At 64.1% G+C, this 23,339-nt stretch carries 19 protein-coding genes; 10 read left to right on the top strand and 9 right to left on the bottom strand.

Features of this window, described 5'->3' with window-relative positions:
* Nucleotides 1-476 precede the first annotated feature (476 nt).
* A complete protein-coding gene (locus ABE493_RS12510; RefSeq protein ID WP_346499240.1) occupies nucleotides 477-1,574 on the bottom strand; it encodes a dipeptide epimerase in 1,098 nt (365 codons plus the stop codon).
* Nucleotides 1,571-3,025: an SH3 domain-containing protein gene (locus tag ABE493_RS12505; RefSeq protein WP_346499239.1), complete on the bottom strand. Its 1,455-nt coding sequence runs from the start codon at nucleotides 3,023-3,025 to the stop codon at nucleotides 1,571-1,573. The genes ABE493_RS12510 and ABE493_RS12505 overlap by 4 nt, the downstream gene beginning before the upstream one ends.
* Nucleotides 3,026-3,234: 209 nt before the next feature.
* Here ABE493_RS12505 and ABE493_RS12500 point away from each other — a divergent pair, with 209 nt between their 5' ends.
* From ABE493_RS12500 to hglS, 9 genes are all read left to right on the top strand, one after another.
* Nucleotides 3,235-4,653 (top strand): transglutaminase-like domain-containing protein, encoded by a 1,419-nt coding sequence (locus ABE493_RS12500; protein WP_346499243.1) that lies wholly within the window; start codon nucleotides 3,235-3,237, stop codon nucleotides 4,651-4,653.
* Nucleotides 4,654-4,711: 58 nt separating this feature from the next.
* Nucleotides 4,712-7,732 carry a TonB-dependent receptor gene (locus tag ABE493_RS12495; protein WP_346499238.1) on the top strand — a complete coding sequence of 1,007 codons (3,021 nt, stop codon included), beginning with the start codon at nucleotides 4,712-4,714 and terminating at the stop codon, nucleotides 7,730-7,732.
* A 63-nt stretch (nucleotides 7,733-7,795) separates the two neighbouring features.
* Nucleotides 7,796-9,352 carry a serine hydrolase domain-containing protein gene (locus ABE493_RS12490; protein ID WP_430980771.1) on the top strand — a complete coding sequence of 519 codons (1,557 nt, stop codon included), beginning with the start codon at nucleotides 7,796-7,798 and terminating at the stop codon, nucleotides 9,350-9,352.
* Nucleotides 9,306-10,043 carry a M15 family metallopeptidase gene (locus ABE493_RS12485; protein WP_346499237.1) on the top strand — a complete coding sequence of 246 codons (738 nt, stop codon included), beginning with the start codon at nucleotides 9,306-9,308 and terminating at the stop codon, nucleotides 10,041-10,043. The genes ABE493_RS12490 and ABE493_RS12485 overlap by 47 nt, the downstream gene beginning before the upstream one ends.
* A 52-nt stretch (nucleotides 10,044-10,095) precedes the next feature.
* Nucleotides 10,096-10,476 (top strand): hypothetical protein, encoded by a 381-nt coding sequence (locus tag ABE493_RS12480; protein WP_346499236.1) that lies wholly within the window; start codon nucleotides 10,096-10,098, stop codon nucleotides 10,474-10,476.
* 222 nt (nucleotides 10,477-10,698) lie between these two features.
* Entirely contained in the window at nucleotides 10,699-11,076 is a 378-nt protein-coding gene (locus ABE493_RS12475) for an EF-hand domain-containing protein (RefSeq protein ID WP_346499235.1), read from the top strand.
* A gap of 290 nt (nucleotides 11,077-11,366) precedes the next feature.
* Nucleotides 11,367-12,119 carry an HAD family hydrolase gene (locus ABE493_RS12470; RefSeq protein ID WP_346499234.1) on the top strand — a complete coding sequence of 251 codons (753 nt, stop codon included), beginning with the start codon at nucleotides 11,367-11,369 and terminating at the stop codon, nucleotides 12,117-12,119.
* Nucleotide 12,120: 1 nt separating this feature from the next.
* Nucleotides 12,121-12,693 carry a hypothetical protein gene (locus tag ABE493_RS12465; protein ID WP_346499233.1) on the top strand — a complete coding sequence of 191 codons (573 nt, stop codon included), beginning with the start codon at nucleotides 12,121-12,123 and terminating at the stop codon, nucleotides 12,691-12,693.
* A 93-nt stretch (nucleotides 12,694-12,786) separates the two neighbouring features.
* Nucleotides 12,787-14,145, top strand: coding sequence for a 2-oxoadipate dioxygenase/decarboxylase HglS (gene hglS, locus ABE493_RS12460; RefSeq protein ID WP_346499232.1), 1,359 nt, complete (start codon nucleotides 12,787-12,789; stop codon nucleotides 14,143-14,145).
* A gap of 184 nt (nucleotides 14,146-14,329) precedes the next feature.
* Here hglS and ABE493_RS12455 read toward each other — a convergent pair whose 3' ends face one another.
* The 7 genes from ABE493_RS12455 to ABE493_RS12425 all read right to left on the bottom strand — a co-directional run bounded on the left by ABE493_RS12455 (nucleotide 14,330) and on the right by ABE493_RS12425 (nucleotide 20,711).
* Nucleotides 14,330-15,700 carry a leucyl aminopeptidase family protein gene (locus ABE493_RS12455; protein ID WP_346499231.1) on the bottom strand — a complete coding sequence of 457 codons (1,371 nt, stop codon included), beginning with the start codon at nucleotides 15,698-15,700 and terminating at the stop codon, nucleotides 14,330-14,332.
* 35 nt (nucleotides 15,701-15,735) lie between these two features.
* Nucleotides 15,736-16,446: an HAD family hydrolase gene (locus ABE493_RS12450; RefSeq protein WP_346499230.1), complete on the bottom strand. Its 711-nt coding sequence runs from the start codon at nucleotides 16,444-16,446 to the stop codon at nucleotides 15,736-15,738.
* Between the two features lie 257 nt (nucleotides 16,447-16,703).
* Nucleotides 16,704-17,801, bottom strand: a complete 1,098-nt coding sequence (locus ABE493_RS12445; protein ID WP_346499229.1) for an AI-2E family transporter — start codon at nucleotides 17,799-17,801, stop codon at nucleotides 16,704-16,706.
* 47 nt (nucleotides 17,802-17,848) lie between these two features.
* Nucleotides 17,849-18,313 (bottom strand): protein sip-5, encoded by a 465-nt coding sequence (locus ABE493_RS12440; RefSeq protein ID WP_346499228.1) that lies wholly within the window; start codon nucleotides 18,311-18,313, stop codon nucleotides 17,849-17,851.
* Entirely contained in the window at nucleotides 18,310-18,795 is a 486-nt protein-coding gene (locus ABE493_RS12435) for a phage holin family protein (protein WP_346499227.1), read from the bottom strand. The genes ABE493_RS12440 and ABE493_RS12435 overlap by 4 nt, the downstream gene beginning before the upstream one ends.
* A gap of 5 nt (nucleotides 18,796-18,800) precedes the next feature.
* Entirely contained in the window at nucleotides 18,801-19,160 is a 360-nt protein-coding gene (locus ABE493_RS12430; RefSeq protein ID WP_346499226.1) for a hypothetical protein, read from the bottom strand.
* Between the two features lie 120 nt (nucleotides 19,161-19,280).
* Entirely contained in the window at nucleotides 19,281-20,711 is a 1,431-nt protein-coding gene (locus ABE493_RS12425) for a Do family serine endopeptidase (RefSeq protein WP_346499225.1), read from the bottom strand.
* A gap of 462 nt (nucleotides 20,712-21,173) precedes the next feature.
* Here ABE493_RS12425 and ABE493_RS12420 point away from each other — a divergent pair, with 462 nt between their 5' ends.
* Nucleotides 21,174-23,324, top strand: a complete 2,151-nt coding sequence (locus ABE493_RS12420; RefSeq protein ID WP_346499224.1) for an adenosylcobalamin-dependent ribonucleoside-diphosphate reductase — start codon at nucleotides 21,174-21,176, stop codon at nucleotides 23,322-23,324.
* The last annotated feature ends 15 nt before the right edge of the window (nucleotides 23,325-23,339 follow it).

The raw sequence follows: 23,339 nt of genomic DNA, 5'->3' as shown, positions 1-23,339 counted from the left end.
CCCCTTCGGGGCGCGAGCACACCTTTCTTTGCTTGTGCAAAGAAAGGTGGCCCAAAGAAAGCACACCCTGCCTCCGCGCCCACGCCGCTGCGCGCCGCGGGTCCACTCCGCCGCCGGGATTTTTCGGCGAGACGTCCCTGTCTCGTCGAAAAACGACGTGCATCCATGCACGCCGCCCCTGCGGGGTCTTGTCCGTCGGCTCCGTCGCTGCGGAAGGGGACCCGGTGGAGCAAAAGCTGGAACAACGGCAACGGCAACGGCAACGGCAACAGCAACGGCAGGAGCAAAAACTACCCCTCCCCAACCCTCCCCTGCGCTGCGCGCAAGGGAGGGGGCTAGAGCAGGAGCAGATGCTGAAGGCTGGGCAGCTCCCCAAAACAAAACAGCGCCGGGCATTGCCGGCGCTGTTTCAGTTCGCCCCGCATGCGCGACCACGGCGGCGGCAACCGGGGAGAGAACGGTTGCCGCCTGCGTGATCACGGCTTGATCATCTCCAGCCCGCGTACCTCGATGATGCCCAGGCCCGGCGCGTCGGTGATGCTGATCTCCGATTCGTTGAAGATCACCCCGCCTACCACCGGATTGAACTGGCTCAACGAGGGGCCATCCAGATCCACCTTGCTGATCGCGCCCGACTTGGCCACGCCCAGGTGTACCGCCGCCGCCACACTGATGCTGGATTCCAGCATGCAGCCGATCATGCACGGCACGCCGTACAACGAGGCGATATCAGCGATCTTGATGGCATTGGAAATGCCGCCGGTCTTCATCAGCTTGATGTTGATGATGTCGGCTGCACCCTGTTGGATCAGGTCAAACACCTGGTGCGGGCTGAACACGCTTTCATCGGCCATCACCGGTGTGTTGACGCGCTCGGTGACGTACTTCATGCCGGCGATGTCCGCCGCCTTCACCGGCTGCTCCAGCAGCTCCAGTACCACGCCGGCGTTTTCCAGCACGCTCATCGCATACACCGCCTGCTTGGCGGTCCAGCCCTGGTTCGCGTCCAGGCGCAACAATGCACGGCCTTCGACGGCGGCGTGGATGGCCTTGACCCGCTCGATGTCCAGGCCGATGTCCTTGCCCACCTTGATCTTCAGCGACTCGAAGCCACGGTCCAGTGCGGACAGCGAATCGGCCACCATCTTGTCGATGTAATCCACGCTGATGGTGATGTCGGTGGTGATCACCGGATCGCCGCCGCCCAGCATCTGGTACAGCGGTGCCCCGTGCAGCTGTGCCCACAGATCGTAGATGGCGATTTCCACCGCCGCCTTGGCGCTGGTGTTGCGCTCAAGCGAGGTCTGGATCAAGCCGCAGATGCGGTTGAGGTTGCTGATGTCCTCGCCGATCAGGCGCGGCTTGATGAAGCTGTTGATGGCTTCGATGATCGAGCCGTGCGTATCGCCGGTGATCACCGCCGTGGCCGGGGCCTCGCCGTAACCGGTGTTGCCGCTGTCGGTGCGTACCATCACCACGATGTCTTCCACCGTTTCCACGGTGCGCAACGCGGTCTTGAACGGGGTTTTCAACGGCACGCGGAGCATGCCCAATTCGATATCGGTGATCTTCATTTGGTGTCTTGCAGGCGGATGCGCTGGATGTTGGTCATGCGGTCGATGTAGCTGGCGGTGTCGCTGGCCATCATCGGCTGCAGCGGGGTCATCGATACGCCGTTGAGGCTGGCATGCACTCGCTTGCCGCTGGCGTCGAACCAGCTGCCACCGGAAGTATCGTGGATAACCCAGGTCATGCCATTGACCTGACCGAGCATCATCATCACGTGGCCGGGGATGTAGATCAGGTCGCCGACCTGCAGCTTGGCGATGGCGTCATTGCGCTTGGCCTTGCTGTCCTTGTCGGTGAACGCCACGCGGTTCAAGGCCGGGCTGATTGCCTGCGCGCTGGTATTGCGCGGCAGCAGTACGCCGAAGCTGCGGTAGATCTCCGAGACGAAGCCGCTGCAATCGCGGGTGTCGTAGGAATGGCCCCAGCCATAGCGCTCGCCGAGGAACTTGAAGGCCTGGGTGATCAGGTTGGCCTGGGTCAGCGGCAGGTAGTCGCTGGCCGATTCCTGCGAACGCGGCAGCAGCGCCGGCACCAACGCCAGGCTGCCATCGTCGTTGCGCACCGGCAGCTGGATCACATGGCCGGCGTGGGCCTGCTGGCCATTGACCGGATCCATCACCGGCCAATCAGCCAGTACCGGCACGCGCACGCCCATTTCCAGCTGCAGGTCGGAGACGCGCGGTTCTTCCGGCGTATGCGCGGTGAAAGCCTTGCCGGCGGTGATTACCCGGTACGGCCCCTTGGCGCCGTAGCCGAACACCTGCTCGGCGCTGCCGACGCCGACGAAGCGCTTCTCCATCCACGCTGCATAGCGCTCGCTGGCAACGAATACCCACTTGCCGTCGGCGCTTTCATGCAGCACCGCCACCGCGTCGCCGGGAAACAGCGCCGACTCCTGGAAGCGGTCAATATCGGTATCGCCCTGGCTGCTGAACACGCGCAGCTCGGTGGGGAAGGCGCGCAGCGCGGCGCGGTGCACGACCAGCCCGTATTGGATCGGGCGGCTGGCCGGAACCGCGTCCAGACCGAGGTTGGCGGTAACCGCCTGCAACTGGGCGGCGCCGACCTCGCGACCCTTGACGTCATACAGGGTGCGGCTGGGCGCGCGCGAAATCTTGCCGATCTGCTCGCGCACCCATACTTGTGGCAGTAGCGCCGGCAGCGTGTGCAGGTCGATGATGGAGGCATCGAGCTGGCGCATGTGCGCGTTCTGCGCGTCGATTGCGGCCCGGTCCAGGATCACCGCATCGGCGTTGGGCAGCGCGGCGATCCACGGTTGCGGCGCCAGCAGGTCCGGTTGCAGGCCGATGATGCCGGCATAGCCGGGCACCGGAGTGGCCGCAGGTGGCGGCGACAAGGCGAAAACCGGCCCGGCGCACAGCGCTGTGGCAAGGATCAAGGCCCGCGCAAGCGGGGCGAGACGTCGGCGCTGCGACAGCGGCGGCAAAGCAGGCATTGAGAGTTCCCCTCGTTGATGCTCTGGAATATTTATTCCTTTCTCCGACGAAAGCAAGAATAAATTATTGACCGTGTACCGGGTGCGTGTTAAACAGCGTTAACCACCCCGCACGTGGAAGTGTTGCCGTGGCATCAAACGCCGATTCTGCCCGCTTTGCCCGCGTACCGTTCGCCCGCAAGGTCCTCGCCACTGCCTTGTGCATGGGCATGGCCTGTACCGTCCATGCCGCCGAGGCGCCCGCCAAGCCATTGCCCGAGCTTGCGGCACGCGTGGACCGTGGCGATTTTGCCGGAGCCCAGGCTGAGATCGACAAGGCCTTGGCTGCACCTGGCGTGGACGCCGATACCCGCGCGTCCTACCTGTTCCAGCGCGAACGCATGCGCCGCATCCGTCTGGATTTCACCCTCGACGAAGCCCAGGCCAAGGCTGCCGTACGCAAATCGGTGCCGGACCTGCGCGATGAAGAGTTCGCCGCCTGGGATGCCGCCGGGCTGATCGAGCACCTGGACATCGATGGTCAGCGTCGCTGGTTCAAGCGCGCGCCAAATAATCTATTCCTGTTCAGTGCCGAGGCGTCCAACCGCCGGCCGCTGGACAAGCGTGTTTCCCGCCCCGGCCCGTACGAGCGGCTGGGCAAGCACCATGTCGAGGTGATCAAGGCCTCGGAGCAGAGCGGCCAGACCAGCATTACTCCGCGTCGGGTGCGCGTGACCCAATCGATCAAGGTCGAAGCCGACGCGGTACCTGCCGGGCAGACCGTGCGCGCATGGCTGCCGTATCCGCGGTCCATCCCCGGCCAGCAGGAGAACATCCAATGGCTGGCCAGCGTGCCGCAGGGCGCGCAGGTCGCGCCGGAAGACACGCTGCAACGCACCGCCTATCTGGAACGCAAGGCCGTTGCCGGCACGCCGACCGAGTTTTCGGTCAGCTATGAGCTGACGATCTCCGCGCGTCGTTTCATCATCGACCCGGACAAGGTACTGCCAACGCCGCGAGACCCGGCGCTTGCGCCCTACCTGGCCGAACGCGCACCGCATGTGGTGTTCACTCCGGCCATGCGTGAGTTCTCGCGCAAGGCGGTGGGCAATGAAACCAATCCGTATCGTGTGGCCAAGAAGTTGTTCGACGCGGTGGATGCGATTCCCTGGGGCGGCGCCCGCGAATACTCGACGATCAGCAATATTTCCGACTACGCGCTGCACGCCGGTCACGCCGATTGCGGCCAGCAGACCTTGCTGCTGATCTCGCTGCTGCGCATGAACGGCATTCCGGCGCGCTGGCAGTCGGGTATGGTCTATTCGGACAACGAGGTCGGCTACAACAATCTGCACGATTGGGGCGCGCTCTATCTTGCGCCCTACGGCTGGGTGCCGATGGATGTAAGCACCGGCGCACTGAACAGCGAGCTTCCGGCGCAGCGCAATTTCTATTTCGGCGGGCTGGATGCCTACCGCATCGCGTTCAACGATGACTACTCACGCGCGTTCGTGCCTGCCAAGCAGCACTTCCGTTCGGAGACCGTTGATCTGCAACGAGGTGAGGTTGAGTGGGAAGGGGGGAACCTTTACTTCAACCAGTGGCAATACGACTTCGAGACCGAGATCTTGGCGCCGGAGTCCAAGTAATAGAACGTCGTAACCGTTGTCTTACTTACCGATCTACATCTGCAGGAGAGAGCAGGGGATGAACAGGAAAATGTTGAAAAGGGCGGCACTGACCGTCGCATTGGGTGCCTGTCTTGGCGTCATCGCGCCAAGCGTGATGGCACAAAGTGCGAACGGTGCGATTGCCGGCCGTGCAAACTCCGGTGACCAGATCACCGTCGTAAATAAAGCAACGGGTTTGACCCGCAGCGTCACCGTCGGCAGCGATGGTTCTTATCGTCTGAGCCAGTTGCCGGTGGGCGATTACAGCCTGCAGGTCAAGCGGGACGGGGAAGTCGACAAGGAGCCGGTGGCGGTCAATGTGTCGCTGGGTGGCACTACCAGCGTCAACCTGGGTGGGGGTAGCTCGGGCAATGCGGTAAACCTGGATTCGGTGCAGGTTGTTGGTTCGAGGATTGTCAATCGCGTGGATGTCTACTCCACCGAGTCCTCGTTCAATATCAATCGCGAAGACCTCGCGCGCATGCCGGTGCCGCAGGATCTGTCCTCGGTGGCGATGCTGGCGCCCGGTGTGATCGCTGGTAATTCGTCGTTTGGAGGCATCTCGTTCGGCGGCTCCTCGGTGGCCGAGAACTCGATCTTCATCAACGGCTTGAACGTTACCGATTTCTACAAGCGGCAGAGTTTCTCCAGCGCACCGTTCGCATTCTTTGAAGAATTCCAGATCAAGACCGGCGGCTATTCGGCTGAGTTCGGTCGTTCCACAGGTGGTGTGATCAATGCGGTCAGCCGTTCGGGCAGCAACGAGCTCAAGGGTGGCGTGTCGGTCACTTTTGAACCGTCTGCGTTCCGCTCGAAAGCGGATGATCACTACTACAAGGATGGCAGGACCAATGTCCGGTCCAGCCATGATAGTCGCAGCTTCACCAAGACCAACGGCTGGGCGTCCGGTCCGCTGATCAAGGACAAGTTGTTCCTGTTTGCCATGTATGAGCAGCGGGATACCAACTCCGGCAATACCAATGCTGCAGGTAACAGCTGGACCAAGGCCGAGTCGAACAATGGTTTCTGGGGCACCAAGCTGGATTGGAATATCAGTGACAACCACCTTCTGGAGTTGATGGCGTTCTCCGACAAGGGTGATGTTGATTCTGATATCTACACCTACGATTTCGCCAGCTCGACCATCGGCAGCGGCGCTCCAAGCCAATCCACCGCTTCCAGCGGCGGCACCAGCGGTTCGGTGACCTATACCGGTCATTTCGGTGACAATTTCACTGCCAAGGCGATGTACGGCATCAACCGCAGCAGCAGCTACAACCGCTCACCGGCCGATGCATTGTGCGACTACGTCACCTATGAGAACGCCAGCTATGGCGCCACCTATCGGGCGATGGGCAGCCCGGTGCTGGGCTGCCATCCGGGTGGCACGGTCGTCGATCATGAAGATGAGCGCATCGCCAAGCGGTTGGATTTCGAGTGGGTATTGGGTGACCACCAGCTGCGCTTTGGTTGGGATCACGAGCTGATGACCACTGACCGCAAGACGAAGTACCCAGGGCCTACCCGCAAGTACTACACCGCCTACGGCACCAAGCCGGGCAATCTGCTTGATAACGGCGCGGTGGTCCCGGGCGGCGTCAACGCCATCCTGCGTGCACGTGAGCGCGCAGATGGTGGCGTGTTCGATATCAAGGCCAGCGCTTTCTATCTTGAAGACAACTGGAACGTCACCCCGCACCTGATGCTGAACCTCGGCGTGCGCATGGATAATTTCGAGAACATGACCACGGTGGGCACCACGTTCACCAAGCAGGACAATCTGTTCTCGCCGCGTCTGGGCTTCTCGTGGGATATGAAGGGTGACGGCAGCACCAAGCTGTTCGGTAACCTTGGCCGCTACTACATGCCAATCCCGAGCATCCTGAGCTACAACTTTGCCGGTGGCCTGCTGGACGAGTACACCTACTATGCGCTGGATGGCTGGAATCAGCAGGCCAACCCCGTCACCGGCGCGCCGTACATGGCGCCTATCGTCGGTGCACAGATCGGCCCGGTTGATCAGTCCCAGAACATCGCCGTACAGGATCTGCGTCAAAGCGTGGACCGCGATCTGGATGCGGTCTACCAGGACGAGGCAATCCTCGGCTTCCAGACGATGATCAACCAGGCGTGGTCGTGGGGTGTCACCGGTACTTACCGGCGCATGCCCAATGCGATGGATGACATGCGCATCAATGCGCTGTGCGGAAAGCGACATGGCAATCTCTGGCCGATCGCCAATCCGGGTGACAAGCTGACCCTGTGGGGCACCAAGGCGCAGGGTTGTGCTGAGGACGGTTGGGTCACGATCGATACCTCCAAGGAGGGCTACATCAAGGCCGGCAGCGAGGAAATCGTCGGTTACTCCAAGCCCAAGCGTACCTACAAGTCGATCGAGGTCCAGATCGATCGTGCGTGGGATGACAAGTGGGCGTTCAACGCGTCCTACCTGTGGTCCAAGTCCTCGGGCAACCACGAAGGTCCGGTCAACTCGGATACCAACTACGCCGATACCGGCATGGTCCAGCATTGGGATCACCCCGCCAACAACCAGCGCTATGGCGATCTGTTCAACGACCATCGTCACCAGATCAAGCTGCGTGCCAGCTACAAGCTCAATGAAATGTGGTCGTTTGGCAGTACGTTCACGGCACTGTCCGGTGGTCCGATCACTGCATTCGGTGTGACCTGGCCGGATGAGAACACCGCAGTGGCCAGCTACACGAGCACCGGCAGTGGTGGCGGTACCGGCTGGCTGTGCGTGGACAAGTGCAGTGGCGCGTGGCAGGACCGCGTATACCGTTACTCGCCGCGCGGTGACTTCGGCCGCATGCCGTGGACCTACAACCTGGGAGCTACCGTCACCTGGACGTTGCCGGTCGAAGGTATTGACCTGAAGGCCAGCCTGTCGGTTTACAACCTGATCAATACCCAGGAAGTGATCAACGTGGCTGCCCGTTACGAAGGTCAGCCGGGTGTCATGCGCGACACCTTCGGTACCGGGACACGTTGGCAGGCACCGCGCTATGCGCAGCTGATGGTCAACTGGAACTTCTGATGTAGCTTGTAAGAACGGCCCGCTTCGGCGGGCCGTTCGCTTTTGGGAGGAGTGATCGTGGGATTGAGGATCTGGTTGTTCGCCGCAAGCGTCGCATTGGGTGGAACAACGCAGGCAGTGGCTGCGGAGAATGCGGGTAGCGCGCCCTTCGACGCCCTGCTCGATCAGGCTGTGCAGCATTACCAGCTGCCCGGTATCGCCATGGGCGTGATCGAGGACGGCAAGCTTGTCTATCGCGGTACGCGCGGTGAGCTGGTTGCAGGGCAGGGCGCGGCAATCAATGACGACAGCCTGTTCAAGATCGCCTCCAATACCAAGGCGATGACGGCGGCAGTGCTGGCGCGGCTGGTGCAGGCCGGCAAGCTGCGTTGGGACGACCAGGTCACCCGGCATCTGCCGCAATTCCGCATGCAGGACCCGTGGGTGACGCGCAACATGCAGGTGCGTGATCTGCTCATCCACAACAGCGGCCTCGGCTTGGGCGCTGGTGATCTGATGCTGTGGCCAGAACCAAACAACTTTAATCGCAATGACATCATTGCCGGCTTGGCGCATCTGAAGCCGACCGGCAGCTTCCGCAGTGAGTACGCCTACGACAACCTCATGTATGTGGTTGCCGGCGAAGTCGCCGCTGCTGCTGGTGGCAAGCCATACGCGCAGCTGGTGCGCGAGGAAATCTTCCAGCCGTTGGGCATGCAACGCTGCCAGGTAGGCGCGTGGTCACCGGCGGCGCTTGGCAATATCGCCCAGCCGCATCAGCGTGATGGCAGGCGCAATATCGCCGCCGAGCGTGATCCGGCCCAGGTCAGCGATTTTCCATCGATGGCCGCTGGCGGTGTGCGCTGCAGCCTCAATGACATGCTTCGCTGGATGCAGGTGTTGCTGGATCCGGCGCGGGCACCGGGCTGGCTGGATGCCACCCAGCGTCGCGCATTGTGGACGGCGCATATGCCGATGCCGATCAGCCAGCGCCTGCGCGACTGGGACAACACGCACTTCTACGCTTATGGCTATGGCTGGCGTCTGTCGGATATGGATGGGCAATGGAAGGTCGCCCACACCGGCACCCTGTCTGGCATGTATTCCTCGTTGGCCCTGCTGCCCGACCGCAGGACCGGTGTTGTGATCCTGATCAACGGTGAGGGCGAAGACGCACGTACCGCGCTGATGCAGGCCATGCTCAAGCATTACACCGCAGCGGCCGCAAACCAGGATGTGCTGCATTACGCTCGGTTGATCGACGAAGCGGCCGCGCAGCGACGCTCGGCCGGTCACGTGCGCCCGGCCTTGCCGGCGGCGCGTGCCGCCACGCCGGCGGAGTTCGGCGACAAAGCCGGTATCTGGCAGGACCCATGGTTTGGCGAGGTGTCCGTGTGCCCACGCGATGGCAAGCTGCAGTTTGCCTCGGTCAAGTCACCGCGTATGACCGGGCAGGTGATGCGCGCAGGTGAGCGCTGGTATGTGGCCTGGCAGGGATTGGGTGAAGATGCCGATGCGTGGCTGGAGTTCTCCGGCGACGCGCAACAACCACGGCTGCAACTACGCGCCATCGACCCGGATATCGACTTCAGCTATGACTACCCTGATCTGGAATTCCAACGCCGTGGCGATTGCCGCTAGATCGCTACCGTTGTTGCTGGCGCTGTTGCCATTGAACGCGCTTGCTCAGCAAGTGCAGGTGTCTGCAGCAAGAACACCTGCCCAGGCCGGCATCGTCGACGTCACCACGCTGGCGCCGGATATCGCGCTGGACATCCGCTACGCCGGCACCGACAACTTCACCGGCCGCATCGTGCCGGGTTACGAAGCGCCGCGTTGCTATCTGCTGCAGCCGGTTGCCCAGGCGCTGGCACGTGTGCAGCGCGGCCTGCGTGCACAGGGCTACCGCCTGCAGGTTTTCGACTGCTACCGGCCGGTGCATTCGGTGACGTCCTTTGTTGCCTGGGTGCACGACGGCAAGGATCAGCTCGCCAAGCAGCGCTATTACCCCAATATCGACAAGAGCCGGCTGCTGGACGGGTATATCGCCGAGACCTCCGGCCACAGCCGCGCGGCCACGGTGGACCTTGGCGTGCTGGACTGCCGCAACGGGCCCTGCGCTGCAATGGACATGGGCACCGGTTTCGATCGCTTCGATGTGCTCGCGCATACCGCCAATCCCGATATCAGCGCGGCGCAAAAGCAGAACCGGCAACTGCTGCTGGACGCCATGCAGGCGCAGGGGTTTGCCAACTATCCGATGGAATGGTGGCATTACACCTTCAAGCCCGAGCCCACGCCGACCACGGCGTACGACTTCCCGGTGCGTTAGCCGGCACAGGGGCGGTTAGACTGCAGTCCCTCGAATGGACCGCGCTGCGCCCATGAATCTGGTTCTGCATTACGGCCTGCTGGGCTCGCTTGAGGCGGGTTTGATCGCCCTGGCCATTGGCTTTGTGGTGTTCGCGCTGTGGTGGCAGGTCTGCCGCCGCACCGGGCTGCGGCATGGTCATGCCATCGCCTATGCCGCGTTGATAGCGGCGGCCATCGCAGCCGGTGTGGATAGCTGGAAACTGTTCTCGCTGGGGATGATCAATCTGCAGTCGCCGCTGTACGCCAAATTGGCGCTGGCTTCGATCCATGACCCGGACCAGTTGGGCACGCGCGTGCTGCTTGAGTTGATCGGTGTGGCTGTGGGAGTTGGCCTGGGTTGGTTGCTGTTCAGTTCGCGGCAACCGCTGGCTGATGCCACCGATGGTGCTTGAACGGCGAGATGTGCGGCGATAGTGGCGGTGGATGGAACGCTCTAATCATCGGCTTACGTTCGTTTCATGCATGGCTAACGTCGGCGGTAACCGCTGAACTGGCGCAAGTGGTTAACAGGATGTTGTCCGCTGTTTTATGGGGTACGAACGATTCAGTCGCAGCTTGTCAGGGTTGGGGTGTGCGGAATTTCCGCGCTTTTGCCAACACACGAGGAAGACCTGATGACCGTTCGTAATCGCACTCCGCTGTTCGCCCTGGTTGCCATCGTAGGTTCCGCGCTTGCATTGCCGGCCATGGCGCAGGATGCACAGGATCAGGCCGCCGCTGCACAGGCCCAGGCCGCGCAGGCACAGGATTCGGCTGATCAGGCGCAGAACGCTGCAGCCAGTGCATCGAGCAGCGCGGCCAAGGCATCGGCAGCGGCAGGTGGTGGCCAGAGCTGGGCTGATGTGGATGCCGATGGTGATGGCGCCATCACCAAGACCGAATCGCAGGCCAATGCCGGCTTGGCACAGGTGTTCGACCAGGCCGATGCCGACAAGGATGGCAAGCTGACGCCTGAGGAATACCGGGCGTATGCAGCTGCACAGAAGAAGTAATCCGGATTGATGGAGGAGCTTCAGGAGCACCCCTCCCCAACCCTCCCCTGCGCCAGGCGCAAGGGAGGGGGCTGATCTCGCACGATGATGGCTTTCGCGCGCAGCGCCGGCTTTGCCCCCTCCCTTGCGCCTGGCGCAGGGGAGGGCCGGGGAGGGGTGCTTTAGCAGTTGATCTTCGCCTTAACTGAAAGCCCTCGCGCTTTGCCCCACCGGCCAATCCAACTGACCAATCGGGGCCTTCCCAGAGCAATCCCCTATTCACTGCGGGACAGATTGCTATCCTGTGCGGCATGAACACGCAGACCTCCCCTTCCGCCATCGGCCTGGTTGGCTTCGACGGCGATGACACGCTCTGGAAGAGCGAAGACTATTACCAGAAGGCCGAGCACGAATTCGGCCTGATCCTGAGCAGTTACATCGACCTGCACGATGCCGGCACCGCCCAGCATCTGCTCAAGGTGCAGCGGCGCAATCTGGCCGTATTCGGCTATGGCGCCAAGGGCATGACCTTGTCGATGCTGGAAGCAGCGATCGAACTCACCGACGAGAAGATTTCCGCGCATGACCTGCGCCAGATCGTCGAGATCGGCCGCCGCACCCTGGAGCATCCGGTCGATGTCATTGATGGCGTCCGCGACGCCGTGGCAGCGATTGCCGCCGAATTCCCGGTGGTGCTGATCACCAAGGGCGATCTGTTCCACCAGGAGCAGAAGATCGAGCGTTCCGGCCTGCTGGATCTGTTCCCGCGCATCGAGATCGTCTCGGAAAAGGACCCCGGCACCTATGCCAAGGTGCTGGCCGAGTTCAACATGCCGGCCGAGCGCTTCGTGATGGTCGGCAACTCGCTGCGCTCGGATATCGAGCCGGTGCTGGGGCTGGGTGGCTGGGGCATCCATACCCCGTACGCGATGACCTGGGCACATGAAGCCGAGCACGGTGTTTCCGCCGACGAACCGCGGCTGCATCACGCCGATACCGCCCACCAGTGGCCCGAAGCGGTACGTGCTGTCGCCGCGCAGGCTGCAGCGGCGCAAGGCGGCTGAGGTGACAACGGCAGGCTGGCGGCCAACCACGCGGCGTGCGGCATTGCTGCTGCGGCTGGGTTTGCTGAGCACTGCCGTGCTGGCATTCCCGGCACTGGCCCAACAGCCGGTGCCGGCAGCGGTGGCCGAGGCCTATGCGCCGGCCACCGGCGATGCCTGGGTTGACCGGCAGCTGGCCGATATCAACGCCTATGCCGCGCGTTATCCGGAAGCGTTTGTGGACGAACTGGCGCGCTATGCCGGTGCCCGCCCGGGCTATGTGCAGGCTTTGCTGCAGGACCACGGCTGGAAGCCTGGCGATGTCTATCTGGCCTGCTTCTGGGGCCGGCTCAGCGGCAGCAACTGCCGCCCGGCGGTGAAGGCGCGCGCACAGCAGCCCGATGCCAGCTGGAAAGAGGTGTTGGCGGGCCTGCAACCGCCACCGGACAACCTGCGCTGGCGTGCCCTGCGCCACGCCATCGTCGCCAGTTTCGACCACTGGGACCGGCCGATAACGCTGGATCCGCTGTTGCAGCGCCAGCTCGGCGACCGCGCCCAGCGCGAGGCAGCGGCACGCAAGGACGCCGGGGAGTAAACGGCGGCCGCATTTGCTGCTGAGGGCATAGGCGTCGCGGTCGATTCCGGGCGAAAATGGCGATCCTTCGATTTCGCGTCAAAGTGCTTTGTCATGACCGCCGACCGTTTCGTTTCGCCCGATCACATCCGCAGCCTGTTCTCGCAGGCGATGTCGCATATGTACCGCACCGAAGTGCCGTTGTACGGCACGCTGGTGGAACTGGTTGGCGCGATCAACGCCGACGTCCTCGCCGCGCAGCCGGAACTGGCCGCGCAGATGCAGCGCAGCGGCGAGCGCGAACGCCTGGACGTGGAGCGCCACGGGGCGATCCGCGTCGGCACCGCGCAGGAGCTGGCCACGCTTGGCCGCCTGTTTGCGGTGATGGGCATGCATCCGGTGGGTTACTACGATTTGTCGGTGGCCGGCGTGCCGGTGCATTCCACCGCGTTCCGGCCGGTGGATGGCGAGTCCTTGAACCGCAACCCGTTCCGCGTGTTCACCTCGCTGCTGCGGCTGGAGTTGATCGAAGACGCGGCATTGCGCGCGCAGGCCGCCGAGATCCTGGCCCGCCGCAACATCTTCACCGCCGGTGCGCTGCAGCTGATCGAGCAGTGCGAGCGCGAGGGTGGCCTGAGCGAAGACGATGCTTGGCGCTTCGTCGTTGAGTCGCTGGAAACCTTCCGTTGGCACAACGAGGCCACGGTGTCGCTGGAGACGTATCACGCCCTGCACGGCGCGCATCGCCTGGTGGCGGACGTTGTCAGTTTCCGTGGCCCGCATATCAACCACCTCACCCCGCGCACGTTGGACATCGATGCCGCGCAGGCGGCGATGCACGCGCGTGGGCTTGCCGCAAAGGCGGTGATTGAAGGCCCGCCGCGCCGCAACTGCGCCATCCTGCTGCGCCAGACCAGCTTCAAGGCGCTGGAGGAAATGGTGCATTTCCCCTCCGGTGCCGACAACGAAGCCGGTACCCATACCGCACGCTTTGGCGAAATCGAGCAGCGCGGGCTGGCGCTCACGCCAAAGGGCCGCGATCTGTATGACGCCTTGCTTGCGCAGGCGCGTGGTGGCGAAGGCAGCGCCGGTGGTGACTACACGCAGCGCCTGCAGGACGCGTTTGCCGCGTTCCCGGATGAGCATGCAACGCTGCGCCGCGAAGGCCTGGGCTATTACCGTTACAGCCTGACCGATGCCGGTCTTGCGGCTGATGCGGATACGCGTGCGTTGCCGGCGGAAGTATTGATCGAGCGCGGCCTGGTCAATGCCGATCCGATCATCTACGAGGATTTCCTGCCGGTGAGTGCGGCGGGTATTTTCCAGTCCAATCTGGGCGGCGGCGAGCAGCGTGCGTATGCCGCGCGTGCCAACCGTGATGCCTTCGAGCAGGCCCTGGGCGCGACGGTCAGCGATGAGTTCGCGATCTACGAGCGGCTGCAGGCCGAGTCGCTGGCAGCCTTGAAGGCTTGATGATCAGCTCCCTCCCTTTGCCATAGGCAAGGGGAGGGTTGGGGAGGGGTGCTTCGGCCGTTGCTTCAAGGCAATCACATCAAGCCAAGCGCGGCAAGCTTCAAGCGTAGATCAAACGCAAAAGCTCACCCCTCCCCAACCCTCCCCTGCGCTACGCGCAAGGGAGGGGGTACAAGCGCCTGGCTCAGGCGCTGTAGCGCACCTTCAACATCGACCACGCCGAACGCAGCGCCAGTGCTTCGCCACCGGCCGGGCGGCCCGGGCGTTCGCCGTCGTTCCAGGCGTACACGTCCAGATGCGCCCACACCTGGCCTTCGTTGATGAAGCGCTCCAGGTACAGCGCTGCGGTTACCGAGCCGGCCATGCGCGAGCCGGCGTTGGCCAGGTCGGCGATGCCGCTGTTGAGGTAACGCAGATACGGACGCCACAACGGCATGCGCCACAGCGGGTCACGGGTGCTGTCGCCGGCCTGCAGCCACTGGTTGGCCAGGGTGTCGTCATTGGCGAACAGCGCCGGCAGATCCGGGCCCAGCGCGATGCGCGCGGCACCGGTGAGGGTGGCGAAATCGAGGATGGTGTGCGGGTTCTGCTCGCTGACGTAGGTCAGCGCGTCGCACAGCACCAGCCGGCCCTCGGCGTCGGTGTTGTCGATCTCCACCGTGATGCCCTTGCGGGTGGTGATCACTTCGCCGGGACGGAACGCATCCGGGCCCACCGCATTTTCCACAGCAGCTACCACCAGGGTCAGCTGCACCGGCAGCTGCTGCGCCATCACCAGACCTGCCAGTGCGATGGCGTGTGCGGCGCCGCCCATGTCCTTCTTCATGTTGCGCATGCCATCGGCCGGCTTCAGGTCCAGGCCGCCGGTGTCGAAGCACACGCCCTTGCCGACCAGCGCCAGGTGCGGCGCACCGGCGGTGCCCCAGCGCAGCACGATCAGGCGCGGCGCGCGGTGCGAGGCGCGGCCCACTGCATGGATGGTGGGGAAGTTCATCTCCAGCAGCTCATCGCCGGCAATTACTTCCAGCTCGCCGCCATGGCTGTCGGCCAGTTCGCGCGCGGCGTCTTCCAGCTGCTGCGGGCCCATGTCTTCGGTGGGCGTGTTGACCCAATCGCGCACGCGCAGGCAGGCGGTCACCACGTCCAGCACTTCGGCGGCCGGCGTTGCCAGCAACTGCGCGGCCGGGCGGGCCAGCTTGCGGTAGCGGTCGAAGCGGTAGCCGCCCAGGCCCCAGCCGATCTGCAGATTGGCGCTGCTGCTGGCGTCCAGCGCGTTGGCAACCTTCCAGCTGGTGCCGGCCGGCAACGCAAACGGTGCATGCGCATAGGCGTAGGCATCGGCGTGATCGCCAACGCCCAGCACCGCGCCGGCTATGCCGTTGTCACCGGGCAGCAGCAGCACGCTGTGCGGCGCGGCGTTGAACTGCTGGGCGCTGGCCCATGCCTGCACGGCGGCCGGCTGCTGCGCCTTCCATGCGGCAAAGCCATCGCGGTCCAGCACGTACAGCGGCAGGGCGTTGGAGGAATCGGAGGTATAAGCGGTAATCGGGGTCATGGTGTTCTCTGAATCGTCTGATGGCGGCCGTGGGCTCAGCGCTGCGGGGTGGATGCGCCTGCATCCAGCCAGTCGGCCAGTCCGGTCAGGGTGTCGAACTGCAGGTCGGGCTGCAGCTCGCTGTGGGTCCATGTGTGTTCTTCGCGGTTGATCCAGCAACCGCGCAGGCCTGCGCGCATCGCGCCGGCCACGTCCATTTCGGCGTGGTCGCCGACGTGCAGTACCTGCGCGTGTTCAACCCCGAGGCGTTCGCAGGCGGCATGGAAAATGCTGGGGTCCGGCTTGGCTGCACCGTGTTCGCGCGAACCCAGCTGGAAGGCGAACAGTTCGCCAATGCCGATGCGCTGCAGGTCGGCGTTGCCATTGCTCACCGCCGCCACCGGGACGCGCGCGGCGATGCGGCGTAGCGCAGCCAAGGCGTCGGGATAGAACTCGACCTGGTTGCGTGCGGCGTAGAACGCTTCGTAGGCCGGGTCCAGCAGGTCCATGCTTGCGCCGCTCTTTTCCAGCGCTTCGGCAAGGGTCAGCCGGCGCAATGCGCTCAGGTCGTAGTGCAGCTGCGGGTTGTCGCGGAACGAGCGTTCGCGCAGTTCACGCATGGCCTGCACCGGGTACATGCTGGCGGTGGCTGGGCTGTGTTGCAGCATCCAGTCGTGCAGCACCTGGTCGATGCGGGCGCCGATGGGAGCGAACGGCCACAGCGTGTCGTCCAGATCGAGGGTGATGGCAAGTACGGGGAAGTTCATCCGGTCATTTTACGCCATGCCCGTGAGCCGGGCCTGTCGGCGGTCGGGGGTGTGGCCCGGGGAAGCGCGATCGGGCATGCCGGCTGCAGGATTTTGTAGGAGCGGCGTCAGCCGCGAAGCAGGTATATCGTCAGTTGGCAGAGGTGCTGGTTGCTTCAGCACCATCAGCTTCGCGGCTGACGCCGCTCCTACAAAAGATACGAGGCCGGAGCTCTCGCCCCGGCTTCAGGATTATTGAAATGTTTGGGTGGATGACGCTATTCCAGCAGCTTGGCCCAGCCGTGCATGCCGTCCACGCGGCTCAGCACCAGTTTCACGCAGACCAGCAGCGGCACCGCCAGCAGCAGCCCGACCATGCCCCACAGCCAGCCGAACAGCATCAGCGCCAGGATCAGCATCAGCGGTGAAATCGCCATGCTGCGGCCGAGCACGATAGGCGTGATCAATTGCCCTTCCAGCGTATGCAGGCCCAGATAGGCCAGTGCCGGCAACAACGCGGTGAACGGGTCCCGGAATTCGACGAAGCCCATCAGCAGCATCAGCACGATGCCGATCAGCGGTCCCACATACGGTGCGAAGTTCAGCAGCGCCGCCACCGTGCCCCATAGCAGCGCCTCGGGCATTTCGATGCCAAGCAGCATCAGGATGCCGGCCAGCACCAGACCCAGGACGATGTTGATCACCGTGATGGTGAGGACGTAGCGCGATATCTCGCGTTCGATCGAGCGCAGGATTTCGGCGGTGAAGCGTTTCTGCTGACGGTTGGGCAGCAGCGCGATCACGTGCCGCTGCAGGTTTTCACCGTAGATCATGAAAAACAGCGCCAGCAGCACCACCGCCAACGCCGAGGCCGCCAGTTTGGGGGTGCGCACCAGCGCCTTGTAAGGATCGTCGAGCTGGGTGCGGATCACCTGCACCTTGCGGTTGCCTTCACCACCGGCCGCGCGCGCAAAGCTCTCGGCGGCCTGGTTGGCCTGCTGCACCGGTTTGACGAAGTCCTGCACCTGGCGCGAGATCTGCCGCATCTGCTGCGGGGCTTCCTGCACCCACTCACTGGCCGGGCCGGCCAGTTGCACCGCCAGCAAGCCACTGCCGGCCAAACCGGCCGACAGCACCAGCAGCGCGCCTAGAAAGCGGGGCAGGTGCAGTTTCTGCAGCAGGCGGATGATGGGGTTGCCGATCAGGGCGAAGAACATCGCCAGCAGTACCGGCAGGATGACCTCCTGCGCGGCCCACAAGGTATAGCCCACCGCCAGCGTTGCCAGCACCAACAGCGCAACGGGCGCGCGTGGACGTGGTGGGGGCGCAGTGGGGTCGGCCGGGGCTGCGGCGGCTACGGGCAACGGCTCGGACATGCGGGCGAGGCTCCGGCGGAAGGGCGCGGCGCGATGCCGCGCCCGGCTCAGGATTCTGACAGTTCCGTGGCGGCTTCGGCGGCGCGCGGCGGTACAGGATTGGGCGTATTGGCCGCCGTCGCCGGGTTGGCAGGAGTGGCTGATGCTGGCGCAGCGTTGTGCGCGGCGGCGTGTGCCGCATCGCCAGCCTCATCTGCGGCATCGGCCGCATGGCTGGCGGCCATGCCCGCTGCTGCGGCGGCGAACGAAGCCACCGAGGCCTGCGCCGAGGCGACCAGTCCGGATACCGAACCGATCATCTGCAGCCAGCGCGCACCACTGAAGGCACCGCCGGGTTCCAGCTTGCCGGCCAAGAAACCACCGGCCAGCCCAACCACGATGATGCGGCCGGGGGTCCAGGCGCTGCGCCAGGTATGGTTGAGCAGCTCCCATTGCTGGGTGGTTTCCTCGTTGCGGACCTGCACCACGGCCTCGGCACGGCGTACCCGGCGCTGCAGGGCGTCGAAATTCATCGTTGTTCCTCCCCTGGCAGCGTCACATCGGCGTCGGGATCATCGCCGTTGGGCTCATCGAACAAACCCAGCCGCGATAGCTGCCGGCGTGTGGCATGCATGCCGGTGTGATGGAAGAAATACGAGACCCGCCAGATGCCGTAGCCGGTGATCGCCAGGCTCAGCGCCGTCGGGATCAGCAGCGACACGAACAAGGACAGGCCAAGGTATTGCAGCAGGGCCACCAGCGTGGCGGCCAGCAGCAGCCACGCCGATGCGCCGAACACGATGGCCACGCCACTCCAGGCCAGGGCCCGCCCAAACGCGCTGCGGGCCAGTGCAAAATCGGCCGAGACCAGACGCCGCAGTGAACGTGCGGCGTGGCCTGCCGAATCCAGCGTCTGCCGGCCGGCGGCGCCAACCTGGCGGATGCTTTCTTCCAGCCCGGGCGCGGGGCCCGGGGTGGTGTCGTCGCCAGTGGGCGGTGTTGCGTTTTCGCTCACGCCGATCAGTCGTTGCTGCGGGCGAGCTTGGCGATGATCCAGCCAGCGGCGAAGGCCACGCCGAACGAGGCCAGCGGACGCTCACGGATGAGGTCGGCGGCGCTGTCCATCAAGTCCTTGCCCTTGTCCATCAAGGCGTCGACCTGTTCCTTGGCGGCGGCACCGCCCAGTTCAGCAGCAGCCAGGCCCGACAGCGCGCTGTCAGACAGTTCGGCCTTCAGATTGGCCTTGCCCAGACGCAGTTCGTCGCCGGCAGCACCGGCAGCGCCCTTGACGGCCGAGCCAGCGGCGGAAGCGGCGGACTTCAGGTGTGCGCCAGCCTCGCCCAGGTGGTCCTTCATGTTCTCGGTATTGGTGGGGCTCATCGTGATCTCCTGGTTTCAGCGGGTGCGCCAGATGGCGCGCGGTTGCAACAGAACTCAACAAATACCAGTTGCGGGGTGTAAACAACGTTACGCCGCCGCAACCCGATGCTCACCTGGGCATCATCGCATCATCAATTGGCCGCGCTGGCTGCCGCCGCGCAGGATGCTCAGCACCAGCTGTGGCGGGCGCTGGCTGAAGCTGGCGCGCCAGCCGGCCAGGTCGGTGAACGCACCGCTGCTGGCTGCAAGAATCACATCGCCACCGGCCAGGCCCGATTGCGCGGCGCGGCTGCCGCGTGCGACTTCGCTGACCAGTACGCCGTTGATGCCGGCCTGGCGCAGCGATTCGGGCAGGTCGACGAAGGTTGCACCGGTCAGGCGCGGGTCCAGCGTGTCGCCGACCACGGCGCGCGGTTGTTCCTTCAAGGTGGCCTTGAGCTGCAGCGGCTTGCCGTCGCGGCGGACTTCCAGGTCGACCGTGCGGCCCACCGTGGAGAGGCCTTCGAAATTGTGCAGCGCCTGCGCGCTGTCCACGCGCTGGCCGTTGATGGCGGTGACCACGTCGCCAGCCTTCACGCCTGCAGCGGCAGCACCGGAACCAGCCAGCACCCGTGTCACCAGCGCGCCACGTGCTTCCTCCAGGCCCAGCCCCTGCGCGATCTGCGGGGTCAGGTTCTGGGTTTCCACGCCCAGCGTGCCGCGCACCACCACGCCCTTGGTGATCAGCTGCTCGACCACATCGCGGGCAAGGTTGGAGGGGATGGCCAGGCCCAGGCCGATGTTGCCGGCCATGCTGCCCTGCGGGTTGTAGCTGGCGGTATTGATGCCCACCAGCTGGCCGCTGAGGTTGACCAGCGCACCGCCGGAATTGCCCGGATTGATCGAGGCGTCGGTCTGGATGAAGTTCTGGTAGCCCAGCCCACGGATGCCGCTGCGGCCCACCGCCGAGACGATGCCGGAGGTGACCGTCTGGCTGAAGCCGAACGGGTTGCCGATCGCCACCACGAAGTCGCCCACGCGCAGCTGGTCGCTGTTGCCCAGCGGCAGCGCGGTGAGTTTTTCGGCCGGGATGCGGATCAGCGCGATGTCGGTGTCGCGGTCCGAGCCGAGGAACTCGGCCTTGACCGTGCGCCCGTCGGCCAGGGTGACCTGCACGTCGTCGGCGTTCTCCACTACGTGGTGGTTGGTAAGTACGTAACCGCGCGCTGCATCGATGATCACGCCCGAGCCCAGCGACTCGTTGATGCGCTCCTGCGGCACCTGCGGGAACAGGCGGCGGAAGAACGGATCATCGAAGTAGGGGTTGCGCACCCGCACCACTTGTTTGGTGTTGACGCTGACCACCGCTGGCATGGCTTGTTCCAGCATCGGGGCCAGCGATGGCACCGCCTGCCCGGCGACCGCGGCCGGCAGCGCGGCGGTGGTGGGCAATACCGTGCCCAGGGTGGCCGCGCTGGCGCGGTTGTCCAGGTGGGCATTGATGGCGGTGGCGGTAAAACCGCCGAAGGCGGCGGCCAGGGCCAGGGTCAGCAGGGTCGGGATGGGTCGCATTGCCGGGGGTTCCATGCGGGGGCGCCCGAGGGCGGCGCCGGGGTGGGGCGGGTTGCTGAACACGAGTGTGGCGGGGGCCGGCTAAATCGGCAATGAAACTTCTGCAACGCCGCAATCCCAAGGCCGCCAAGCCCTGCACGAATTGCAATAGACAAGACGCAGATTTTTCGTTTGACATCACCCCGCCGGCGGGTAAGCTTGGCCGGGTCATCACCCACTAGATGTTGGGTTGATGTGAAAAGCGTCCCCAAGCAGTAGGGTTTAGTGCTCGGGGTGCAAGCACCCCAACGGAAGGCGTGCAATGACCGCGACAGTGATGCAGAAAACCGGTGTTTCCCGGATTCCCCTCATCCCGCCGACAGGCGCGTAAACACGCGCCTGCGCGTCGTTGTCTTTGCTGCCCAGCCTGTTTGGGAACACGTTGAACGCACCGCAAGGTGCCCCAGGAGAATTTCCACAATCATGAGTACGGTGCGTCTGGAAGTGGTCAGCAATCAAACCAAGTCGGACATGATCCCTCTGCAACCTGCCTCGCAGGACATCTGGGAAAAGAAGTACCGCCTCACGACCAAGGCGGGCGAAGCGCTGGATGCCGATATCGATGGCACCTACCTGCGCGTGGCCCGTGCCCTGGCTGACGCCGAGGCCACCGACGACAAGCGCGCCTACTGGTATGAGCGTTTTGCCTGGGCCCTGCGCCGTGGCGCCATTCCGGCTGGCCGCATCACCTCCAACGCCGGCGCGCAGCAGCACAAGCCGGCTACCAGCACCATCAACTGCACCGTGTCGGGCACCATCACCGACTCGATGGATGGCATCCTGGAAAAGGTCCACGAAGCAGGCCTGACCTTGAAGGCCGGCTGCGGCATCGGCTACGAGTTCAGCACCCTGCGTCCGCGCGGTGCCTTCGTTGCCGGCGCTGGCGCCTACACCTCCGGGCCGATGTCCTTCATGGATATCTACGACAAGATGTGCTTCACCGTGTCCTCGGCCGGTGGCCGTCGTGGTGCGCAGATGGGCACCTTCGACGTGTCGCACCCGGACGTGAAGGACTTCATCCGCGCCAAGCGCGAAGACGGCCGCCTGCGCCAGTTCAACCTGTCGCTGTTGATCACCGACGGCTTCATGGACGCGGTCAAGAACGACGCCGACTGGCAGCTGGTGTTCCCGATCAACACCAAGGAACAGGCCGAAGTCGACCAGAACGCGACCGACCTGGTCTGGCGCGATTGGCCGACCCACGAGAACTACATCGTCCGCGATGACGGCCTGGTGGCCTGCAAGGTGTACGGCCACATCCGTGCCCGTCACCTGTGGGACATGATCATGGTCTCCACCTATGACTACGCCGAGCCGGGTTTCATCCTGATCGACCGCGTCAACGAGATGAACAACAACTGGTGGTGCGAGAACATCCGCGCAACCAACCCCTGCGGCGAGCAGCCGCTGCCGCCGTACGGCGCCTGCTTGCTGGGCTCGGTGAACCTGACCAAGTTCGTGCGTGACCCGTTCACCGACAAGGCCTCGTTCGATTGGGACGAGTACAAGGAAGTGGTGCGCGTGTTCACCCGCATGCTGGACAACGTGGTCGAAGTGAACGGCCTGCCGCTGGAACAGCAGCGCAACGAGATCATGCGCAAGCGCCGCCACGGCATGGGCTTCCTCGGCCTGGGCAGCACCATGACCATGCTGCAGATGAAGTACGGCAGCACCGAGTCCTGCGAGTTCACCGAAGCCATTGCCCGTGACATGGCCGTGGCCGGCTGGGAAACCGGTTTGGAACTGGCCCGTGAGAAGGGCGCCGCCCCGATCATGGAAGAGCAGTTCGCGGTCACCGCCGCCATGCTGCGCCAGCGCCCGGAAATGAAGAAGGACGGCTGGAAGCTTGGCCAGAAGATCGCCGGCAAGGTGCTGCACGCCCGCTACAGCCGCTACATGCAGCGCGTGGCCACGGTGGTCCCGGAGCTGGTGGAAGAGCTGGCCACGATCGGTTCGCGCTTCACCCACCACAGCTCCATCGCCCCGACCGGCACCATCAGCCTGTCGCTGGCCAACAACGCCTCCAACGGCATCGAGCCCTCGTTCGCGCACCATTACAGCCGTAATGTCATCCGCGAAGGCAAGAAGTCCAAGGAAAAGGTGGACGTGTTCTCCTTCGAGCTGCTGGCCTACCGCCAGCTGATCAACGCCAAGGCCATGCCGTTCTCCGACGAAGCCGAGGCCAAGTTGCCGGACTACTTCATCAGCGCCGACGACATCTCGCCCAAGGAACATGTGGACGTGCAGGCCGCCGCGCAGAAGTGGGTGGACAGCTCGATTTCCAAGACCGCCAACGTACCGACCGATTACCCGTACGAGCAGTTCAAGGACATCTACCGCTACGCCCACGAGCAGGGCTTGAAGGGCTGCACCACCTTCCGTTTCAACCCCGCTGCCTTCCAGGGCGTGCTGGTCAAGGAAGCGGACCTGGAGAACACCACCTACCGTTTCGAGCTGGAAGACGGCCAGACGGTAGAGGTCAAGGGCAACGAACAGATCGAGTACGACGGCGAAATGCACACCGCCGCCAACCTGTTCGACGCCCTCAAGGAAGGCTACTACGGCAAGTTCTGAGTGCCTTCATCGCCC

The sequence above is a fragment of the Stenotrophomonas terrae genome, from assembly GCF_039674165.1.
GTDB classification, from domain to species: Bacteria; Pseudomonadota; Gammaproteobacteria; order Xanthomonadales; family Xanthomonadaceae; genus Stenotrophomonas; species Stenotrophomonas terrae_A.
Note: the sequence above shows the minus strand (reverse complement) of the source record. Positions and strands in the feature narration are given on the sequence as shown.